The organism is Mongoliitalea lutea, from assembly GCF_014652135.1.
GTDB classification, from domain to species: Bacteria; Bacteroidota; Bacteroidia; order Cytophagales; family Cyclobacteriaceae; genus Mongoliitalea; species Mongoliitalea lutea.
Genome location: NZ_BMYF01000001.1, coordinates 346,406 through 367,979, shown reverse-complemented (window position 1 = coordinate 367,979; position 21,574 = coordinate 346,406). Strand labels below are relative to the sequence as shown.

At 38.4% G+C, this 21,574-nt stretch carries 19 protein-coding genes; 10 read left to right on the top strand and 9 right to left on the bottom strand.

Annotation, left to right across the window (positions count from 1 at the left end; genetic code table 11):
- Positions 1–7: 7 nt before the first annotated feature.
- A complete protein-coding gene (gene mnmA, locus IE080_RS01555) occupies positions 8–1,219 on the bottom strand; it encodes a tRNA 2-thiouridine(34) synthase MnmA (protein WP_189578666.1) in 1,212 nt (403 codons plus the stop codon).
- A gap of 413 nt (positions 1,220–1,632) precedes the next feature.
- On the opposite strand from mnmA, the gene IE080_RS01550 reads away from it, so the two are divergent.
- From IE080_RS01550 to IE080_RS01520, 7 genes are all read left to right on the top strand, one after another.
- Positions 1,633–3,009 (top strand): OmpA family protein, encoded by a 1,377-nt coding sequence (locus IE080_RS01550; protein WP_189578665.1) that lies wholly within the window; start codon positions 1,633–1,635, stop codon positions 3,007–3,009.
- A 170-nt stretch (positions 3,010–3,179) separates the two neighbouring features.
- On the top strand, positions 3,180–4,064 hold the full coding sequence (locus tag IE080_RS01545) for a lipase family protein (RefSeq protein WP_229800448.1): 885 nt from the start codon (positions 3,180–3,182) through the stop codon (positions 4,062–4,064).
- 17 nt (positions 4,065–4,081) lie between these two features.
- The gene (locus IE080_RS01540) at positions 4,082–4,597 is read left to right on the top strand and encodes a hypothetical protein (RefSeq protein ID WP_189578663.1); all 516 of its coding nucleotides are present in this window, start codon (positions 4,082–4,084) and stop codon (positions 4,595–4,597) included.
- Positions 4,598–4,607: 10 nt separating this feature from the next.
- Positions 4,608–5,942: a hypothetical protein gene (locus IE080_RS01535; protein WP_189578662.1), complete on the top strand. Its 1,335-nt coding sequence runs from the start codon at positions 4,608–4,610 to the stop codon at positions 5,940–5,942.
- Positions 5,943–5,949: 7 nt separating this feature from the next.
- On the top strand, positions 5,950–6,582 hold the full coding sequence (locus IE080_RS01530; RefSeq protein ID WP_189578661.1) for a hypothetical protein: 633 nt from the start codon (positions 5,950–5,952) through the stop codon (positions 6,580–6,582).
- Positions 6,583–6,592: 10 nt separating this feature from the next.
- Complete coding sequence (locus IE080_RS01525) at positions 6,593–7,147, top strand: hypothetical protein (RefSeq protein ID WP_189578660.1); 555 nt, start codon at positions 6,593–6,595, stop codon at positions 7,145–7,147.
- A 58-nt stretch (positions 7,148–7,205) separates the two neighbouring features.
- A complete protein-coding gene (locus IE080_RS01520) occupies positions 7,206–10,262 on the top strand; it encodes a CHAT domain-containing protein (protein WP_189578659.1) in 3,057 nt (1,018 codons plus the stop codon).
- On the opposite strand, the gene IE080_RS01515 is transcribed toward IE080_RS01520, so the two are convergent.
- Complete coding sequence (locus IE080_RS01515; RefSeq protein WP_189578658.1) at positions 10,242–10,964, bottom strand: tetratricopeptide repeat protein; 723 nt, start codon at positions 10,962–10,964, stop codon at positions 10,242–10,244. The genes IE080_RS01520 and IE080_RS01515 overlap by 21 nt on opposite strands.
- Positions 10,957–11,502, bottom strand: a complete 546-nt coding sequence (locus IE080_RS01510; protein WP_189578657.1) for an RNA polymerase sigma factor — start codon at positions 11,500–11,502, stop codon at positions 10,957–10,959. Before IE080_RS01510 ends, IE080_RS01515 begins: the two co-directional genes overlap by 8 nt.
- Before the next feature lie 252 nt (positions 11,503–11,754).
- On the opposite strand from IE080_RS01510, the gene leuS reads away from it, so the two are divergent.
- Entirely contained in the window at positions 11,755–14,529 is a 2,775-nt protein-coding gene (gene leuS / locus IE080_RS01505; protein ID WP_189578656.1) for a leucine--tRNA ligase, read from the top strand.
- Positions 14,530–14,586: 57 nt separating this feature from the next.
- On the opposite strand, the gene IE080_RS01500 is transcribed toward leuS, so the two are convergent.
- Complete coding sequence (locus tag IE080_RS01500) at positions 14,587–15,348, bottom strand: hypothetical protein (protein WP_189578655.1); 762 nt, start codon at positions 15,346–15,348, stop codon at positions 14,587–14,589.
- Between the two features lie 26 nt (positions 15,349–15,374).
- Positions 15,375–16,106: a 23S rRNA pseudouridine(2604) synthase RluF gene (gene rluF / locus IE080_RS01495; RefSeq protein ID WP_189578654.1), complete on the bottom strand. Its 732-nt coding sequence runs from the start codon at positions 16,104–16,106 to the stop codon at positions 15,375–15,377.
- 113 nt (positions 16,107–16,219) lie between these two features.
- Between rluF and IE080_RS01490 the strand changes: the two genes are divergently transcribed.
- Positions 16,220–16,660, top strand: coding sequence for a hypothetical protein (locus tag IE080_RS01490; RefSeq protein ID WP_189578653.1), 441 nt, complete (start codon positions 16,220–16,222; stop codon positions 16,658–16,660).
- Positions 16,661–17,411: 751 nt separating this feature from the next.
- On the opposite strand, the gene IE080_RS01485 is transcribed toward IE080_RS01490, so the two are convergent.
- The 3 genes from IE080_RS01485 to IE080_RS01475 are packed head-to-tail and all read right to left on the bottom strand — an operon-like array spanning position 17,412 to position 20,111.
- A complete protein-coding gene (locus IE080_RS01485; RefSeq protein WP_189578652.1) occupies positions 17,412–18,599 on the bottom strand; it encodes an ATP-grasp domain-containing protein in 1,188 nt (395 codons plus the stop codon).
- A 28-nt stretch (positions 18,600–18,627) separates the two neighbouring features.
- On the bottom strand, positions 18,628–19,044 hold the full coding sequence (locus IE080_RS01480) for a DUF2141 domain-containing protein (RefSeq protein ID WP_189578651.1): 417 nt from the start codon (positions 19,042–19,044) through the stop codon (positions 18,628–18,630).
- Positions 19,017–20,111 (bottom strand): AMP-binding protein, encoded by a 1,095-nt coding sequence (locus IE080_RS01475; RefSeq protein WP_189578650.1) that lies wholly within the window; start codon positions 20,109–20,111, stop codon positions 19,017–19,019. The genes IE080_RS01480 and IE080_RS01475 overlap by 28 nt, the downstream gene beginning before the upstream one ends.
- Positions 20,112–20,186: 75 nt before the next feature.
- Here IE080_RS01475 and IE080_RS01470 point away from each other — a divergent pair, with 75 nt between their 5' ends.
- Positions 20,187–21,026 (top strand): 1,4-dihydroxy-2-naphthoyl-CoA synthase, encoded by an 840-nt coding sequence (locus IE080_RS01470; RefSeq protein WP_189578649.1) that lies wholly within the window; start codon positions 20,187–20,189, stop codon positions 21,024–21,026.
- Positions 21,027–21,117: 91 nt separating this feature from the next.
- On the opposite strand, the gene IE080_RS01465 is transcribed toward IE080_RS01470, so the two are convergent.
- Positions 21,118–21,516: a hypothetical protein gene (locus IE080_RS01465; protein WP_189578648.1), complete on the bottom strand. Its 399-nt coding sequence runs from the start codon at positions 21,514–21,516 to the stop codon at positions 21,118–21,120.
- Between the last annotated feature and the right edge of the window lie 58 nt (positions 21,517–21,574).

The window sequence follows — 21,574 nt, the reverse complement described above, 5'->3', positions numbered from 1 at the left end:
GTTTTAATCAAAAGATGGTACCTGAACCAATACTTTCCACTCCATCATACCAAGCCACAAACTGCCCGGAAGCAATGCCTTTCTGTGGCTGATCAAAAATCACATATAAACCTTTTTCCCGCATCAATAAAGTAACTCCTGATAAAGGCTGTCTATAACGGATTCTTCCTTGGTATCGTTGATGTTCTCCTACTTGCAGTTTCAGATCTTCCCGTATCCAGTGAACGTCATCTTTTTTTACAAAGAGCCCATTTCTATTCAATCCAGGGTGTTCTTCTCCTAATCCTGTATAGATGACATTCGCTCGGGTATCTGTTGCGATAACAAATAAGGGTTTTCCTGTTCCTCCCACCTGCAGTCCTTTTCGCTGGCCTACGGTGAAGTAATGCGCACCATTATGTTCGCCTACTTTTTTACCGTCTGATGGTTGGTAATAAATTGGTGTGCACAGTGCATCCAATTGCTCATCGCTCAGACTTGTAAGTTCAGTATTTACTGGAAGTGACCATTGTGCATATGCTGGATAGTCCTCTGATATGCTTAGAATGTTTCCTTTTTTTGGTTTTAATTGTTGCTGCAAAAAGTCAGGTAGACGTACCTTTCCAATAAAGCACAATCCCTGACTGTCTTTTTTCTCTGCAGTAATTAACTCTTGTTGCTTTGCGATGGCCCGAACATCCGATTTTTGCAGGTGACCGATAGGGAATAAGGATTTACTTAATTGCTCTTGGCTCAATTGGCACAAGAAATAGCTTTGGTCTTTATTGGGATCCGCACCAGCCAATAATCTGTGGATGGTTTGACCATCTTTTTCAAAGCTATCTTTCTGGCAATAATGTCCGGTGGCAACAAAATCCGCATGCAGCTTTTCAGCAGCTTTCAGAAAAATATCAAACTTGATTTCTCTGTTGCATAAAATATCAGGATTGGGTGTGCGGCCTGCTTCATATTCCGCAAACATGTATTCTACTATCCGTTCTCGGTAATCTTCACTCAGGTCTATGGCTTGAAATGGGATTCCCAATTTTTCTGCCACCAACATGGCATCTGTGCTATCCTCCATCCAGGGGCATTCATTGGATATTGTGACACTTTCATCGTGCCAGTTTTTCATAAACATCCCGATAACTTCATAGCCTTGCTCTTTTAGCAAGTAAGCCGCAACTGAGGAGTCCACTCCTCCAGATAAGCCAACAACAACTCTCTTTTTCTTTTCCATGGGCGAAATTATTCATGGATTCAAGGTCCATGAGTTTTCAATTCGAATATAAACACACCCCAACTTTGATAAGGTTCCCAAAGGTAGGGAATATTGTTTGCATAGAGGTTATGATAGCAGTCAACTCGTCAGCAAGCTCAGGAATCATGCCTCAACTAACAATTCATGGTTAAAAAGCTTTTCTTCTAAAGGTAAAAATTGACCCGTAGAGTAGTTCAGTTACAAATTGATTCTGATATCAAAAAAACTTCAACTCGCATTTACACCCGTTATTTTCTATACTTGACTTTTTTTTGAAAGTCATAAATTGCTTTTATGTGGTTATTGTTTTACATAATTTCAAATTTTTTTTAAATAAGATGTTAATGATTTGGAGCGATTGCTTACTAATGGAAAAACAAAATAAATAATCCATGATAAGCATCTTTTACAAAATTATTTTATTTCTGTGTTTAGGTTTGTTTTCAATAGTTGCCTCAGCTCAAAATGTTAAACAAAAGTTAAATGATCGCGCTGATCGTGCATCGGATCGAGCTCTTGACAATCTTGAAGAATCTTTATTTTCAACAAAAATAAAATTACCCGCAAAGAAGGCTAAGGAAAAAAACAATGTTCCAGCCAAGCAAAATGAAGAGTATGATGATTTTTTATTTTCAGAAAATTCTGAACAGTTGATTTCAGAAAATTTGACTTTTAATGAGAATCGATCGCTGCAATCCTATTCGAATTATGATTTCATCATGGGAACCTCCATTCTCTTCGCGGAGGATTTTTCACGTGCGAAGCTTGGGGATCTGCCAGATGGCTGGAATACTTCTAGTACCCTTGAAGTGGTTGAACTCAGCACATATTCTGGGAAGTGGTTGAAATTAGGTAAGGGACAGACTAACTTCACACCACTTGCCTTCGGGAAAATACCGGATGATTTCACTCTTGAATTTGATCTCGTTTTGGATGTAGATGGGCAAAAGTTTGCGCCTGGTACACGTATGTTTGGGGTCATATTAAATGATTTACCAGATGCAAGTATCAATCTTGGAAACAGAAGAGCAGGGGATCATTGGATTTATTTAGGTTTTAGCGGAGACCGTAAACAAATGGAAAAAAGGTGGAAAAAAAGTGAATTCAATGAGTTTAATGCCACACCATTGCCTCTGTTAAGCAAAAGTAACTTACAAAGAGGGGATAAAGTGAGAGTGTCACTTTGGAAGAGTAAAAACAGAGTAAGATTATACTTTAATGAGGAAAAAGTTTATGATATTGTTCAAGCCCAGTATCAGGATAAACCTTATCAATCGTTGAAGTTTTTCTCAGATCAAGCCAATGAAGGAGAGTTTTTTTATGTGTCCAACATAAGAATCGGAGACGCACCACCAGTAATAAAGTCTGATTTGGAAGAGAAAGGGATTTTTGAAGCTACTGGGATTTATTTTGAAACTGGCAGTGCCTCCATTAAGCCTGAATCCTATCCTTCACTTAAACAGATTTCTGATTTCATGAAGCAGCATGGAGGAAGTTTTTCAATTGCAGGTCATACGGATAATGTTGGAGACAGTGAATCTAATCGTCTGCTATCCGAGCAGAGAGCCAATGCAGTCCGTAATTCGCTAATTAAAGACTTTGGAGTCAATACCAATCAATTGGCATCTCGTGGATATGGCCTTTGGTATCCGATTTATTCCAATAATACACCTGAGGGAAGAGCCAAAAACCGTCGTGTGGATATCATTAACCTCGATATCGTGCCTAACTATGAAGAAAGACTTGCCAAGGCAGTCGGTACTCTATAAACTGAATTTTGCAATAAACTACGTCTTACCAACAAAAATCTTATCCTATGAAAACAAATTTTTGGATTGCTCTTGGGTGTTTCATTTTGCTTTCAACTTCCGATTGTTTTGGTCAAATGGGCTCTTTTTTGAGTTCCTCTAACCAATTTGGTTTAGAAAAGATTAGGACAATGAAGTCCATGCAAGAACATATTCAGTGGGTGTCATTGGAAAATGAGTCAGAAGTTGTGAGACAACTTCAAGCAAATGGATTTACTATGCTTAGCAATGGTGTTATTTCAGCAGCAGGGATTACCAATGAACGACTTAGATGCTATGTAGCCAAAAAAGATAATGCTGTGGTAATCGTTTTTAGAGGCACCAAAGCAGTCGGTAATCCAGGACAGACGTTCATAAATACAGTGGTGTCAGATGCCAATATCAAACAAGTGGTACCATCATTTATCAACTCTAACTCTGTTGCACCCTCCTCTAGTTATAGAAATTCGAAGGTACATCAAGGCTTTAATAATGCGTATATGAGGGTGCGGCAATCCATTTTGGCCGCTCTCCAAAATCAACCTAATACAGTTAATGTTTTTGTGTTTCATAGTTTGGGTGGTGCTTTGGGAACCCTTTGTGCGCTGGATTTAGCGGTTAATCAAAATAGAAGGTATGCTTCGATCACGCATATAGTATCAGGATCTCCAAGAGTGGGAGATGCAACATTCCGAGCATATTTTGAGCGTGCTGTTAAAAATAATTTAAGGATAGTGGTTAATTCAGATCCAATTCCATCAGTCCCTAATTTTTATGGTTTAAGGGCTGCAAACAAATACCATCATGCGGGCAATTTACTGGTATTAGGGAAACAGGATGCAAATATAGCCTTAGCTACTATAGATGTACATCCTAATATCAGGCATTTCCCCAATCATGCCAATGAACTCTACTTGCAGGTTGTTTCTTCCTTTCTTTCCAAATCAATTCAAAATCCTTCGATCTATGCACGAGGGAATAAGATCATAGAAGAAATCGCAGATAAGGAACGTGAGTTGGCCAATAAACGATTTTAAGCTTCACTAATAATCCTATGAAAAAAATCACATTAATTCATCTCTTCTGCGCTATCATGTCTTGGACAGGCGTCAATGCTCAAAGTTCTTCGGGGAACTTATTGATCAACAATAGTTCTAGGACTAAGATTGAAAACCCAATAAGTATAGTACATCACTTTGGTGACTTCAAAACAGGGAAAAATAAGATTGTGTTTAATCTGGAAACCAAGGGATTTCCTACTACTTCTGACGGTAAGGAAGTTGCAATTATTGTTTTTGAAACGATCGTCAAATCTAATGGTCGAGTTATTTCCCAATCTAAAGGAAAACCACTTCCGTTTTTCCCAGGGGAAATGGGTATGCCAATTGAAGCATTCGATATTATCTCACCTATTTTTTTACATCAATATGGGATAGATAAGTCTATTAGAGATAATCCCAAATTGAATCCTGTAGTGGACAAAGGCGCCACTTATGAGGTAGAGGTTAGGGCAGAGGTTCTAAATGGGAACGGTAAAGTTGATCCAGCATTTTTAATAATCATTATTTAATTACAGTCATATGAAAAGATATAGTTATATACTTGCCTTTTTTCTATTCAGCTTTCAATTTTCCTATGCGCAAGAGTTATGGGAAGGTAACTGGAAGATAAATGGTGAAAACACTTCCATGATGCGTATGGGGAGTATGGTGTATGGCGTTTCGAATACATCTTACTGGTTTGGAAGAGTTTACCCAGGGGGAAGACGCTTGGGAGGCGTATATATCAATACTACTAATTCCAATTCAGGTCGATTTGATATTCAAATCAATGGGGATAACTTGTCCTTTTCAGGTCTCATTGCTGCTGGAGAACAAATGCGAGGATTAGATAACACCAATGCCATGAATCTTAACGGAGAAAAATTGGAATCTGAACATGTTTTGATTAAAGTTTCGGATAAAGCTGGTTTGGTTGCTTCGGATATGGGTTTTACAGTTGGTATACTAGATGATAGTAGGGTATTTTTTGGAAAACTAAAAACAGCTAATTGGCAATTGTTTCTAGCAAATGTGACATTTACCAGAATCAATACTATCACCTGTGAGCGAATGGATAATGGCGCTGAAGGTGAAGTTCTTCTTACCCAAAATCAGCGAGGTGAACTCAGACTTATGGGAGGGCAAAGGGGTGGCTATGATAGGCATATAGCAGCATTGGAGGCGGAGGAGCGGAAAAAACAGCAGGAATTGGCTAAAGTAGAATCAGCAATTACGAATTCAAACCCTACTACCACGCATCGTCTAAGGGTTACACTGAACTCTGTAAAAATGACCAAAGCTAGATTTGGGAATAGACAAACAGGAGGACTTAGGTTAGAGGCACGGATAGTTGGCTCATCCAATAGAATGGAAAAAGTGGCCGTAATTGGGAATCATGCCAGAAGATTTCATTATACCCATAGCGATAAAAAGACATCGGTTTCAGGTGCGGTAATTGAAAATATGGGTAGTTACGCTACTGAAGGAGGGCCAAGATGGATTCAAGGACAGGAGCGAAAGTCAAGCAAGTCAGTTGTTTGGAGGATTGATTTAACTGCGCAAGAAATCACTACTTCAAAACTACAATTAGAATTTTATTCCCATTTTGGTTGGGGACCAAATTTGCTTGCAGCAGATATGTGGGCTGACAGGTCAAATAATCTAGGCGAGATCATTAAATTCCTTTCAGGGGAGACCACCGCCAATAGTTACCCTAATTTGGGAGGTACCAAAAGACGAATTCCAAATTCAGATGACGAGATTTTTTTGGAATCCATGGGAGGTAAAAGATACGTCCGTATCAAAAGCGATGTCTTTGATGATAAAAATCATGTCCGGTTTGAAGTCCAGTATACTCTTGAATTAATCAACTAATTATTCTATGAAAAATTTATTGCTATTGCTCGTTCTATGGTTGTCTTTGACCATGCGGGCGCTAGAATTTCTTGTGAGGTCGTCCCAAGAAAAAATCGAAATCCATTCAAAAGATGGAAATTATGAAGAGCTGCTTGCTGTATTGGCTTCTCACAAGTTGTCTTTGGGTCTGAATGCGAGCCTGGTGGAAAAGTCAAGTCCAAAAGATTTGTTGACTACTTTGGTGTATTCGGTAAGTGAAAATGGAAAAACCATCTATCAGTCAGATCGAAATTCTATCCAGTTAACAGCAAAAATGAAGACTATAGAGCTTTTTCCTAATGGTTTGGAGGAATCCATGATTTCTACATGGGAAAAACAAGGCTTTATCAGGAGACAGGTTGGGAGAATTGAAAATCCTGATAAATCAACAGGTAATCTTCCAAAACCACAAGGTCCGGGTGCTGGGAAGACAAATCCCAATGATGATAAAAATCAAGGAGAACTAGGTAAGCCCAATACTAAAATAGAGCAACAAGGATTTATCAGAAGACAAGTCGGGAGAATACCAAAATCTTCATATGAAGTGAAGGTTACTGTACATTCCCCAAAAGATAAGGGTCAAAGTCATCCATCTACTTTTTTGATTATAATCATTTAATAAAATAATTATGAAAAAGTTAAACTATGCTATTGTTGCGTTATTCTTTATAGTAGGAATGTCTGCATGTGGTCAAAATCAAAATCATGAAGAAGCTAATGAGCTTCAATTATCCAGTTTGCAAAAGGGTGGTAGTTTCAATGCTTGCAAAGGGATAACTGAAAACAATTTTAGGGAAACATTTAACATACCGTCTGATTATGTATTAGGAGATGTTGAGGCTTTCAATGTTATGCCCGAAATGTCTTGCGTGATGGCTGCTGGAAAAGATGGTAAACAGTTGGCTATTATGGTTTCCATGATGGCCAACCCTTCAACCTATGATTTTGTTGCCACTAGGGTAAAAGAAGAATTCAGCACTGCTCCAGAGGAAGATAAAATCAAAGGTTTGGGAGAGTTTGCTATATATCGTGAAAATAGAACCAGAAAAGAATCAGCATTGGTAGTATTTCAGGATAAACATATAATTTCAATAGCGTTTGATCATTCCAACACTTATGAAAAAGAACAGCTTAAAGAAATGATGCAGAATTTTTACAAAAAATGGCTTAAACTTCAATCTTAAGTATTTTATGTTTTAGTATATTTACAAAACTTTATGTTGATTTTTAAATTGATTGTGTATGAAATGGATGACATTTGTTCTCCTTGCGGTTATTTTATTTGAAGGGACTGGAAAACCTTCTTCATCAGAATTGGCAGTCTTATACGATCAACGGGTCAGACAAGGAAGTAAGTCCATTGATGATCAACTACTGAAACGTCATTACTCGTATTGGATGGACGTTTTTAAAGCCCCAACAGTTCCTGAGGATACCTCAGGACTGTTTTTGTTTTTAACAGTTTGCAATTTGGAGAAGAAGTATCAATGGTCAGATAATTTGATCAATCACAAATCTGATTTAGTAAGAAAAATTTTTAGTAGGAACAATTGGGAATTGGCTGTAATCGACTACTTAGATTATACTAATCAGGTTTCATTTACAGGTAAAACTGATGTTGAGTTTTTGAAAGGCAAAGTTCAAATTCTGTCAAGATTTAAAGACCACAACAAAGAGTGGGAAGCATTGGTATTGGATAGGTTGGGAAGAACAATGTATGATAAGAATAGCTATGATTCTGCTCTCCTATATTTGGAAAAAGGTGGAGAACTAATGCAAAAAAATAAGTTGAAGCTGTACCATGCCAATAACTTGACAATGCAAGGTGTAGTTTGGGATGCTAAGGAGAAATTTGATAAATCAGCACAATTTTATGATGCATCTCTAGAAGTTTTAGGGTCTTTGTCACAACCACCATTTGGAACCTTAGGAGCCAATGCATACAATATAGGGTTGATTTATGAAGATCGTTTTGGTAATGGGTTGAAGGGCTTGCCATATTACTTAAAGGCTTTGGAATATGACAAACAATCAGGAACTGCGGGGTTGGGTGTTGTTTCGGAGGATTATGCTGCAATCGCCCGATGTTATTTGAGGGAGGGAGATATCCTAAAAGCTGAGAAGTATGCGCTATTATCCCTAGATGTCGCTAAGCAGATTCAGCCTTCTGCAGGTTTTGAATATGCAAAATCATTATTGGTAACTGCTGAAGTTTATGGTTATAAGATGCATCTAGCAACTGCTTTGGTCAAGGCTTATGAAGCATTGGAAATCTTCGAAAAAATTGAAAAATCGTATAATTACGATCTAAGAAGGCAGAAAGCCATGACTTACAATTTGATTGGAAGTTTGAAAATTAAAAATAATGAACCCATTGAGGCTGAGTCCAATTTTTTGAAAGCAGTTGCAATTTCTCAAGAAATATCGCGAGAGGTGTTCCTTATTCAGGCATATCCGGGATTAATTGAATCAGCTATTCAAAGATCCATGTGGTCTCAGGCCAGAGAATACTGGGCGTCATGGGGGGTAATAATAGAACAGAAATTTAAAGCAGCTACATATCAGCAACAATTACATAGATTGAAAGGTCTGGAAATTTCCATTAAAAGCAAGGAATTTGCATCGAATCAGAGTTGGGAAAAAAGGTTGCAGGATTTTTTAAATGCTGATAGTTTGATTTCAGATATTTATCTGAAAGGACTATTTCTGCAAACTAGGTATATGAACCATCAAAATATGGAAAATGATCAAGTGATTAATCATTTGTTAAAAGTCCAACAAGCCTTAATTGATTATTTGAATTTTCAATACCATGTTGTCAATGCAGCTTTCCAAAGCCCTAACTTAAAAGCATTGATCAGTGAATCTATTCAACTCGGAATCAAGCATCAACATTGGGATACTGATGATCGCATAAAACTTGTTTTAGTGAATTTACTAAGTTTGAATAAAAGTATAGGCAGTATTCCCAAAAGAAATTTTCAGAATTCAACTGAAGAGTCAGGAGCTTCATTGATTTATCAAGAAAAGAAATTATCAGAACGCTACGCAGAAGTGTCGTTTATGATTTATGCTCATGAGATAGGTCAAAAACAAGTTACCAAAAATCAATTGGTTGAATTGACACAAGAGGAAATTAGACTTGAAAGAGATCTTTTATCCATAAGAGAACAACTTCAAGCGCAATTCTCCGCTTACTTCTATTCGTACTTTGTTGCTCCTATAGGTTCTTTGAAAGAATTTCAAAGTAAAATAGGTAAGGAGGAATTATGGATAGAAACATTTATTTATGAGGATAAAATATTTGCTCTTTATGCAAATAGATCTGAAGTTTATGTAAGAGAAGTCAAGTTGGATCAATCAATCAAAGACCGTTGGCTAATTAGAAATCCAAAAGATATTAGAAATGGTAAAGTATTTGAAAGTCCGCAATTAGAGAAATTTATCGGAGAAAAACTGCCAAATTTCCAACGGTTGATTTTTGTGCCTGATTCATGGCTTGCTTTGGTACCACTCGAAGTGTTTACCTATCAACAAGAGCCCTTACTCTTTACTAAGGAAGTCGTTTATGATGTTAGTTTATTGGACAGGGTACGACGTGAAAAAAAGTCATTATCTCCATACCAATTACAATGGAAGGGATTTGCACCATATTATGAAAATAATTCTTTGGTGTTTGCTGAACAAGAGATCCAGCGTATTCATCAGCTTACAAAGGGCAAAAGTTTTATAGGCCCTTTGGTTACTAAAGATCTGTTCAAAGAAGAAGCATCTCATTCAAAAATATTTAATTTGGCGGCACATGGATATGCAGATGTCAATAACCCTGGCTATAATGCTTTGATCTTTGGAGAAGAGTTGGAAGAATACCTGACAGTAAATGAAATCTATGATTGGGTCATTGATGCGGATCTCGGTGTACTTAGTGCATGTGGCTCAGGGGTTGTCAATACCAAAGAAGGGGCGGGGTTACTGAGCCTGGGGAGAGCATTTAATTTTGCTGGTGTTCCTAGCCTAGTAATTGGCTTATGGGAGATACCTGATAAGCAATCAGCAACAATCATGGAAATGTTCTATGAAAATTTACTCAATGGAATGAGTAAATCAGAATCTCTTCGCCAAGCCAAAATCCGATATTTGCAAATTACAGAGGATGAATTTTTCAAACATCCTTATTTTTGGGCAGGATTAGTACTTTTAGGAGAGGATCAACAAAAGAGTGAAAGAAGCTTTTTTTGGATTTTCTTACTTCCGGGTATTGTGATTGTAGGGTTTTTATTAAGGAAGTTTTTCCAATAGTTTTTGAGCTTTTTTTAACTCAAAATCACCATTGATTACTAAATCATTCAACAGGGTCTTCGCCTCTTCTACATTTCCAGATTTGACCAAGGCAAGTGCTCTATACCATTGTATTCGATATCTACTGGATTCATCATCCAGATTTGTAATAATTAACACTTCTAAAGCATTCTCAGTATCTCCTATGGCTAGATAACTAGATCCTAAATATAGTTTTAGTTCATTGAATTCATTTGACTCCTGAAGTTGCTTAAAGAGAATAAGGGCTTGTTCAAAGTTTTTACTTTCATAAGCTGAGAAAGCTAATTTCAGCTCATTATCAACGTTCCCTCTAGTGATTGGATAGTGTATATTCTCGGCAGGAGTAAAATAGGTCAAGAAAAGATCTTCATGAACATCCTTTGGCGTAAATGTACGGATGAAAACTAAGGCAAAAGCTATAATTAGAATGGCAGCTGCAGGCCATTTGATTAAAAATGAGATCGATTGTTTATTTGTTGAGCGATAAGATTTTTCTAAATCTTTTAATTTAGCCTTAAGGGCAGGCTCTCCTTCTGAAATCATTACTTGTTTGATAGCGATCTGTAAATTAAACTCCTCTTTTAATTCAATGTCTGATTCCAATAGTTTATCAAGCCTAAGTTTTTCTTCAGCGGTCAAGGTTCCTTCAAAATATTTTTCGATTAAGTTTTCTTTATCCATGAATATCCTTGTTTATCATTTCTTTTAATTTTTTCAAACACCTACTTTTTTGTGCTCTTACGGTGTTTTCATTTTCATACCCACCAGTAATGACTAATTCTTTTATCGTTAGTCCCTGCAAGTAGAAGGATGTTAACAGTTTTTTACAAGCACTTCCCATCGATAGCAGGTTTTTCTTGATTTTTTCAATTAATGCATCATTGCATTCCTCATCAGTCGCGCCATCATTTGTTGCAGGAAGATTATCGGTTATAAAGACAATAGATTTGTTTTCTCTATTCAATAAATCGTAAGCTTTATTTTTCCCAATCGCAAAAAAATATGTTTTAAAACTTACTTGAATCTCTTGTAATTCGTAATTAAAAGCTTTTTTACGCATAACTAAAATCGACTCGTGAAATATTTCAATAGCGTCTGCAGTACTTATCCCTTTTTTTGTTAAAAATTTTACAAATTCCTGCCTGTAAGTTTTATAGAAGTTTTTAAAAAACATTTCATTATCCGAACGAAACCCTTCAATAATACTAGAGTCGATCATGTATACATCCGTTTAAAATAAAGACATCTATATTACTAAAAATTGTGATAGTAAGGTAGGTTGAGCATTAAATAAAAATTGAAGTAGTTAATTATTCATATAGTAATAAGTAAAGAGGTGTTTATTTAGCAGAATCCTATTAATCGATTACTCAGCTTCATAAGCTACATTTTCCCATTTTTCTTCGTCTACTGTAAGATATAATCCTATTTTTGCAGCCAATTAGTTGACACTTTCTATACTTATCCACTCATGGCAGAGTACAATCATCAGGAAATCGAACAAAAATGGCAGGCATATTGGGAAAAAAACCAAGTATTCAATGCCCAAGTAAATCCTGACAAACCAAAATTTTATACCTTGGACATGTTTCCGTATCCATCTGGGGCGGGACTTCATGTGGGGCATCCACTGGGGTATATTGCCTCAGATATCATCGCACGCTTCAAGCGCTTACAGGGATTCAATGTCCTGCATCCTATGGGCTACGATTCATTCGGTTTGCCTGCGGAGCAATATGCTATTCAAACAGGACAACACCCTGCCATCACTACAGCGCAAAACATCCAACGTTACGAAGAGCAGCTGAAAAATATTGGCTTTGCTTATGATTGGGCCAAGGAAGTCAGAACCTCTGATCCGTCTTATTACAAATGGACTCAGTGGATTTTTATGCAATTGTTCAATAGCTACTACGATAAAAAAGCCGATAAAGCTCAGTCTATTGACAGTTTGATTGCCCACTTTGAAACTCAAGGAAATGCTAGAATCGACGCAGTATGTGACGACGATACCCCACAATTTTCTGCTGCTGAATGGAAGACGTTTACAGAAGTTCAGCAACAAGAATTATTGTTAAAATACAGACTGACTTTTTTGGCAGAGACTACGGTCAACTGGTGTGCTGCTCTTGGAACAGTGCTTTCCAATGATGAGGTGAAAGATGGTTTCTCCGAGCGTGGAGGACATCCCGTAGAGCGCAAGAAAATGATGCAATGGAGTATGCGGATTACTGCTTATGCAGAGCGCTTGCTTCAAGGCCTGGATACCTTGCAGTGGACAGAGCCGATCAAAGAAATGCAGCGCAACTGGATTGGTAAATCCATAGGTGCGGAGATGGTTTTCCAAGTCAAAGGTCAGGATAAATTGATCAAGGTTTTTACCACGAGAATAGACACGATCTATGGTGTGACCTATTTGGCTTTAGCTCCTGAACATGAATATGTGCAAGAGTTGATCACGGATGATCAGCGAGCCACTGCAGAAGCCTATGTAGAGGTGGCCAAAAACAGGTCAGAACGCGACCGAATGTCAGATGTTAAGACCATTTCGGGAGCTTTTACCGGTTCGTATGCGATCAATCCATTCAATGGTGAAGAGATTCAGATCTGGATTGCAGATTATGTATTGGCTGGATACGGTACAGGTGCAGTGATGGCTGTACCTGCCCACGATGAGCGGGATTATAATTTTGCCAAGCATTTCGGTTTGGAAATCCGACAGGTGATCGAAGGCAGTATGGAAAATGGTTCATTCCCTGGCAAGGGAGGGACTATCTGCAATTCTGATTTCCTTTCTGGGTTAGAAATGAAAGCTGCTATGGATAAAGCCATCGCATTCTTGGAAGAAAAGCAGATCGGAAAAGGTAAAATCCAATACCGCATGCGTGATGCCATCTTTACCCGTCAGCGATATTGGGGAGAGCCTTTACCAGTGTACTTCAAAGATGGGTTGCCATACTTGATTGATGAAAAGGATTTGCCTTTGGTCTTGCCTGAGGTGGATAAATATTTGCCTACAGAAGATGGTGAACCACCGTTGGGACGTGCCAAAGACTGGGTTTACAAAACTGCTGATGGAGAGTTTCCACTGGAGAAAAGTACAATGCCGGGTTGGGCTGGATCGAGTTGGTATTTCTTCCGCTACATGGATCCACAAAACACCGAGCAATTTGTTGATCCCGTAGCTGAACAGTATTGGGGATCTGTGGATTTGTATATTGGTGGAGCGGAGCATGCTACGGGTCACTTATTATATTCCCGATTTTGGACCAAGTTTTTGTTTGATAGGGGCTATGTATCCATTGAGGAGCCTTTCCAGAAGATGATCAACCAAGGGATGATTCAAGGAAGATCCAATTTTGTCTATCGATTGAAAGGAACCAATACCTTTGTGAGTCATGGCTTGAGAGAGCAATATGATACTATTCCTATGCACGTGGATGTGAATATCGTGCATAACGATGTGTTGAATCTCGATAAGTTCAAAGCATGGAGGCCTGATTTGGCCGATTCAGAGTTTATCTTGGAGGATGGTAAATATGTATGCGGTGCGGAGGTAGAAAAGATGTCCAAATCCAAATACAATGTGGTAAATCCGGATGATATTATCGAACGCTATGGTGCAGATACCCTCCGCTTGTATGAAATGTTCTTGGGTCCATTGGAGCAGTTTAAACCTTGGAATACCAATGGCATCGATGGGGTTTCGAAGTTTTTGAAGAAACTCTGGAAGCTATACCACAATGCAGCCGGTAACTTTGAAGTGTCTGATGCTGAACCTACCAAAGAGGAGTTGAAGACCTTGCATAAGACCATCAAAAAGACACAGGAAGATCTTGAGAATTATTCCTTCAATACATCTGTGGCTTCTTTCATGATCTGCGTCAATGAGTTGACAGCTGCCAAATGCAATAAGCGGGCGATCTTGGAGCCATTAGCTGTGTTGGTATCACCATACGCACCTCACATTGCTGAGGAGTTATGGGCTTTGTTAGGAAACAAAGATTCTATTATCTATGCAAGCTTTCCAGAATTCAAGGAAGAATATTTGGTGGAAAATGCGCATGAATATCCGGTGTCTATCAATGGAAAGGTCAGAAGTAAATTACCATTACCATTGTCTCTAAGCAAAGAAGAGATCGAATCAGCTGCTATGGCTGATGGTACGGTTCAAAAATGGTTGGAAGGAAAAGCTCCTAAAAAAGTGATTGTAGTACCGGGTAAGATTATCAATATTGTGATCTAACTGAATTATGCCTAAAGAGAAAGAGGCTGTCTCCTAAATGGGGATAGCCTCTTTTTTTTACAATAACTTTTGAAAGCCTTCTTTGATATGCTTGATAGCATCAAAGCTTGAATCAATATTGATCAACCCTTTATTGACATCGTGCCAATATCCATCCCCACACTCAATGTAGCTGCCTGGTTTGTTGGGTTTTTGCTCCTTGGCAATACCATAATCATAATCAGGCATAAATACATAGGAGAGTAGTTTTTTTGTATCTTCCCAATCGGCTGTTTTTGGCTTACCATTCACAATTACCTCCACAATTCGGGTGGCAAACTTCATCTGTAACTGCAGGTGTTTACTTTCGGAAGCACCAATCTCCAGAAAATTGATTTTCAAAGGAGCCTCTTTTTTGTTGATTTCATAGATCGCCTGAATGATATCTTGGGATAAAATCATCCAATCTTGCTGATTGGCTGGCACAGCTCGGGATACTTTATGATCTGCATCTTTCGCAAGGAGTTTGATACCTCCATCTTCCTCATTTAATTTGGTATTTGACCATTTGCTCTTGCCGAACAAGCCTTTGATAGTTTCTTCCCAAATCTTCGGAATCTCTCCCTGAAAGGTGTAATCATCATCCAAGGTAAAGCCTTCATCCAAGATTTCTTCCTCGGTGATTTCTTCCCGGTGTGTATACTCCAAATACAATTGGGTATTTAGTGTGTTTTTAGCAAAGCCAAGTTTGATTTTAAATATGTGCGCAAATGGTGGAGGAATGAATCCAGAATCGTATTCAATTTCCAATTTGCTTAGGTGTTCTGTTTTGAGTTGCATGGATGCAAGTATTTCGATAGGATAAATTATTCAAATGTTTTGGAGGAATCGGCAATGGACTCTTCAAGTAATGCCATCTCCTTCGGAGTCAGGTCTCTCCATTTTCCTACAGGCAGGTCTAGATGTATATGCATGATTCTGATTCTTCTAAGTTGTGTTACTTCATAATCCAGGTACTCACACATTCTGCGAATCTGACGGTTCAGTCCTTGGGTCAGGATAATGGAAAATTTAAATTTAGACAGTTGTTTGACTTCACAAGGATTGGTCACTGTTCCCAAAATTGGGATGCCTTTACTCATGCGGTCAATAAAATCCTTATTGATGGGTCTATTGACGGTGACGATGTATTCTTTTTCATGGTTGTTTTTAGCCCGCAAAATCTTGTTGACAATATCACCATCGCTAGTCAGTAGGATTAATCCTTCGCTAGGTTTGTCTAGCCTGCCTATAGGAAATATTCGTTCGTTATGCTTGATATAATCGATGATATTGTCTTTTTCAGATTTGGTGTCTGTGGTGCATACAATTCCAACAGGTTTGTTGAAAGCTATGTACACATGTTTGGATTTTGGTTGCCCCACAGGCTTTCCATCAACTTTGACCACATCACCTGGCATTAATTTGGTGCCCATCTCTGGTTTTTTCCCGTTGATTGTCAGTCGACCTTCTTCGATGAGTTTGTCAGCGGCCCTTCTGGAACAAAAGCCTATTTCACTCAAATACTTATTGATGCGTGTAGCGTTGGATTCAGTCATGTATCAATCACCCCATGGTAAATTCCTGCAAATATACTCAAAAGCTATCCAAGGATTTTGAGAATCGAGAATAAGTTCTAACTTGGTGACATAAACAAAACCCAAAAATGACTATGGAATCCACAAAATTTAAGAAAGTTGGTATTTGGTTAGATCACTCTTTTGCCTATTTCGTCGGGTATGCTGATGGGAAAGCAACGCTGATAGAAAAGCTTGATTCACCACATGAAAGTATGAAGAGAGTTGAAGGGGAAGGAAATGATACCACTTGGTACACGCCAAATCCAGAGCATGCTTCTAATAATGAACACAAAAAACATAACATCACCCAAAATGAATTGAAAGAGTATTTTAAAATTCTGGAAGGAAAAATCCAATCCTATGAGGATGTGTTACTTTTTGGGCCGGGTACAGCAAAAGAGCAATTGAGAAACCGATTGAAAGATAATAAGGCGTTTGATAAAAAGTGGTTTGCCGTAGAAAACTCAGATAAATTGACTGATAACCAATTATTGGCTTATGTACGGGAATTCTTCGATAAACACAGCATCTAAGTGGCTCGCAGAAAGCGCTGAATCCGCAGAAAGGAAGTAAAAAGAGCCTTTGAGGTCTTGCAGGCTTCGAAGGTTTTTTGTTGTCCACAGATTTGACGGAGTTTCAAAGATTTACAATCTCATCATTCGAAGTTGGACATTTATCATTCGACATTTTTTTCTCCGTCCATACATGCAAGGTGAATTCCCCTTCTTCCAAATCTAAATGCTACCCTCTAAAATCTAAAAGAGCATGGCATAAAAAAAGTGATAAAAACAGATTTCAGGGGCGTAGCCCTGTTATCTTCATAGAAAAACGGTGGATGATGGGGTCAGAGGCGCGTAGCGCTGAGGTCTTGATAAGGATAGTATTTTTTTTGGACACAGATAAAAAAGTGATTTTCACAGATTAACACAGATGGTTTGCTGACGCAAATTTGGGCTCTCAGAAGGCGCTGAATCCGCAGAAAGGAAGTAAAAAGAGCCTTTGAGGTCTTGCAGGCTTCGAAGGTTTTTGCCACTGAAATGAGGGTTGTCCACTAATGACACGAATTACACGAAAGAGGGGAGCTCGCAGAAAGCGCTGAATTCACAGAAAGTAAGGAAAAAGAGCCTTTGAGGTCTTGCAGGCTTCGAAGGTTTTTTGTTTTCTATGGATTTGACTGAATTTCAAGTATTTACAAACTCATCATACGGAATTGGACATTTATCATTCGACATTTTTTTCTCCGTCCATATACGCAAGGTGAATTCCCTTGGTTTGCTAAATTTTTTATCCAACAACCGGCTCTTGCAAACGAATATATTTTGTTAAATCGGAATGTAGGATTGTGTATAATTCTTCCTCATTACCTTTTGATGTGGAGGTAAAAAGAAATCCAAATACGCCATAATGATTCAATGGATGTTTGCGAACATGGAGGACCTCTTCAAAATCATTGCTGATAGCCTCGTAGTCAAAGGCTGCAAACGCTTCTTGCTTGACGTTAGCTTGGTTATCCAAGAGGATTAAGCTAAAGATTTTGTTTTTTCTTGCGGCAAATATTTTCTCCCAATTGGGTTTTTTGCCTTCTAAGAAATACTCGTAAGAATTGATTCCATAAGCAAACCAAGCTAAATCTCCCGTCGTGCACCATCCACCAAAACGCATGGGATTCACTTCAATAGGGATGATTTCTCCAGATGCCGTTTTGCGAATTTCAATATGTAAAGGGAAATTTTGAAGGTTAACTTTTTCACCCACCATTTTCAGGAATGAAAGTATTGGTTCATACATTTCCGTAAAAATCTCCTCAGAAGTGCAATAAACTCGGTCGCTTACATCAGCTTCTGAAGCAAACAAATGCTTCAAAATGTTCAGGATAACTGGATTTCCTTCCTCATCAAAGTAGCAATCAAAGGCATATTCATCTCCTTTGATGTAGGACTCAAGAATAAATTCCGCATTGTCTACTACCTCGGTAGGATACATATCCTGAATCCTGGAGACTGTTTCTTGGATTTGAACTATTGTTGATGACCAGTCTTCTTTACGATCAACTTTGAAAACAGCCAAACTAAAGAAGCCAACAGCGGGCTTGATGATAAAAGGAAAAGTTAATTCAGATAAATCAACATCTTCTAATGCATCAAATGTGATTCTTTGAAAGAAGTAATTGGGATAAGCATCTTGAATAAGCTGACGGAATTTGTATTTATTCTTGAATACTTCGATCAAATGAGCTTTTGGTGAGTTTGGAAGATGCTTATGAACCCAGCTGATGCTATTTTCAGAATTGGTGTATAATTTTTGGTTTGGATTCTTTTTGAAGGTCTCTCTTGCCTCCATTTCGCAGAGCCAATTGACAGCTTGATCATGCATGATGGTTTTGGCTTCGGCTGTGGCAATCACTGGGATTTGCTTGCGCACAATTGTTTCTTTCAAAAAGTCTGAAACATAAGGAAAATCCAGAAGTATCATAGTTGGCGTGTTTTGCACAAAAATAACCCTATCGCATGGAAATGGTTATAGAATTTTTACCAGTGGTGATGGGGAATGCTGCTTTTTCAAAAGAAGGTGGACCCATGATTCCCGTAGCATTATTCGAAAAGCCATAACGGTCAAGGGGGAAGCCAACGAGATTGGTCCTGATTTTACCAGATTTTGAGCTGTCATGGAACACTGCAATTGCATAATTTCCAGGGGGCAAGTCGTCAAAAGTAATCACTGCAATCTTATTTTTGATGGATAAGTTGGCCATTCTTACAGCTTTGCCAGCCTTATCAGGAAATCCATCAGCTTGATTAAATACTAACACTCTAACCAATCCTTGATCGTTTTTGGCATTTTCAATACGTAGTTCAAGCGAAGCTTGATTTGATTGAAAAGAAAACAGGCTTATGAGGAGGAAGATAAGTTGGAACATAGGAGTTCGAGTGTTCGGATTCTATTGATTTTCCCGGTGTCAGTTCTTACGAATTCAGGTAAGAAATGGATTTCCTTAGGTTGATGATATTTGGGCAAATTACTTGCCAATCTTTTTAAAAAATCTGCTTTGTCTAAAGTAAGTTGGTCTTTTTCAATAATCAGAATAACCTTTTGTCCCAAAGACTCATCCGGAACACCTCCTATAATAAAGTTAACCTCCCCGATAATTTCGTAGATGAGTTTCTCAATAGCTTTTTCTACAAGTTCTGGCTGCACTTTTATTCCGCCAGTGTTAATGGTAAAATCAGCTCTGCCCAGCCATTTGAATGTGGTCGGTGAATTTAGGGCTATAAGGTCATTGGTTTGGATACGGTGTTCTTTTGCCATGGGTGCTTCCAGCCACAAACAGCCTCTTTCGTCGGTTCCGATAATAACTCCTGGTAGGACTTCATAGGTCAAGTCAATATCTACGATAGGAGCCAAAGCAATATGTGAGACCGTTTCAGTCATCCCGTAGGTTTGGTATGCTGAGATTTTCTCGTCAAGTAGTTTGTTGATCAGTCCATCACCGCTGGGGGCACCACCAATTATTAATTGCTTGATTTGTTTTAAACCACTTAAACCCATTTCATCATTCAGGCAATGTTCTACTTGAAGGGGTACCATTGCCACAAGATCGTAGGGGATTTGAAGGTTAGGGCTTGTAAATGGTTTGGAGGAAGGCGTCACTAAATAGATGCTTGCTTTCCATTCCATTCCTCTTACGAGCATCATCTTTCCAGCTATAAACCAAGTGTTTAAACAGCAGAGTAGGGAGGGGTTTTCTCTGATTTGAAAATAATCTCTTGTGGCTTTTGCTGAAATTTCCATTTGGCTTCTAGCTATCTGAATGTTTTTGGGCATTCCGGTAGAACCCGAAGTTTGTAATTCGAAGGTCTGTTGATTACTCAGCCAAGATTGGCAAAAATGCAGGGCATGAGTGAAATAATGATCTGTTTCATTGAATTTCCCAGCTTGGATTTCTTCAAAACTGTAGCTTCTGTTTTCGATGATGATTCTTCCCATTTTTGAAAGCGCTTGTCCAAAATTCAACAAAATTCCTCGAAGGCTGTTATCTTGCAGGAAAATTAATTGAGAAATATGAGTATAGCTTGGCAAACCGTAAAGGAATACGAGGATATTACATACAAGAAGTGCAATGGGGTCGCCCGGATTGCCTTCAATAGACCGGAAGTAAGAAATGCTTTCCGTCCGAAAACCACTTCAGAATTGTTGGATGCATTTAAGGATGCCCATGAAGATACATCTATAGGAGTTGTGTTGCTTTCGGGTGAAGGACCTTCTCCCAAAGATGGGGGTTGGGCATTTTGTTCCGGTGGTGATCAACGTGCCCGTGGGCACCAAGGATATGTGGGTGAGGATGGATATCATCGTTTGAATATCTTGGAAGTGCAACGATTGATTCGCTTTATGCCGAAGGTGGTTATTGCGGTTGTACCAGGTTGGGCTGTAGGTGGAGGGCATAGTTTGCACGTGGTATGTGATTTGACCTTGGCGAGTAAGGAACATGCCATCTTCAAGCAAACTGATGCGGATGTTACGAGTTTTGATGCTGGTTATGGTTCGGCTTATCTGGCCAAATTGGTAGGGCAGAAAAAGGCCCGTGAAATCTTCTTTTTGGGTAGAAACTACTCAGCCCAGGAAGCTTTTGAGATGGGAATGGTCAATGCGGTGATTCCTCATGATGAGTTGGAGGATACAGCCTATGAGTGGGCCCAGGAAATTTTAGGTAAATCACCAACCTCTATCAAAATGCTGAAATTTGCCATGAACCTGACAGATGATGGGATGGTAGGTCAGCAGGTCTTTGCAGGGGAAGCTACCCGATTGGCTTATATGACCGAGGAAGCAAAAGAGGGTAGAAATGCTTTCTTGGAAAAGAGAAAGCCGAATTTCAAGCATATTAAGTGGATTCCATGAAAATAGTTAAGACCGAGATTTACTTTCCTATCTCGGTTTTAATATCACTTAAATTGAATTTTTACTTTTCAATTTTAATACAAAGATTATATTAAAAAGCCAATGCAGCCAAGCCTAATTGTTTGTTCAAAGGTTTGAGTAGATTACCTACGCCTTTGTTGTAATTTCCTAAAAGTTGCTGACCTAGCAGCTGTAAAAGAAAGTTTTGACGTGTCATTTTAAGATTAGTGAAACTGCTCTTTTTTGCATCATCTGAAAGACTGGAATTGTTCAAAACTTTGAATACATCATCAACAAATGATTTGTTATGTGCTTTTAACTTAGTATCCTGATCAGCCGTCAAGCCTAATTTATCAACCGTGTTTATTGCTGATAATACTTGATTAGTCAAATCACCACTTCCTGACGGAAGCTTTAAACGCTGTGCAGTGGCACCATTTGTAAATAACAAAATACAAATAAATGTTAGGGAAAAAAGAATCTGTTTCATTGAATAACTTGTTTTGATTAAAGATAAAAAAAACAATCATCTTCTCAAAAAAAATTCC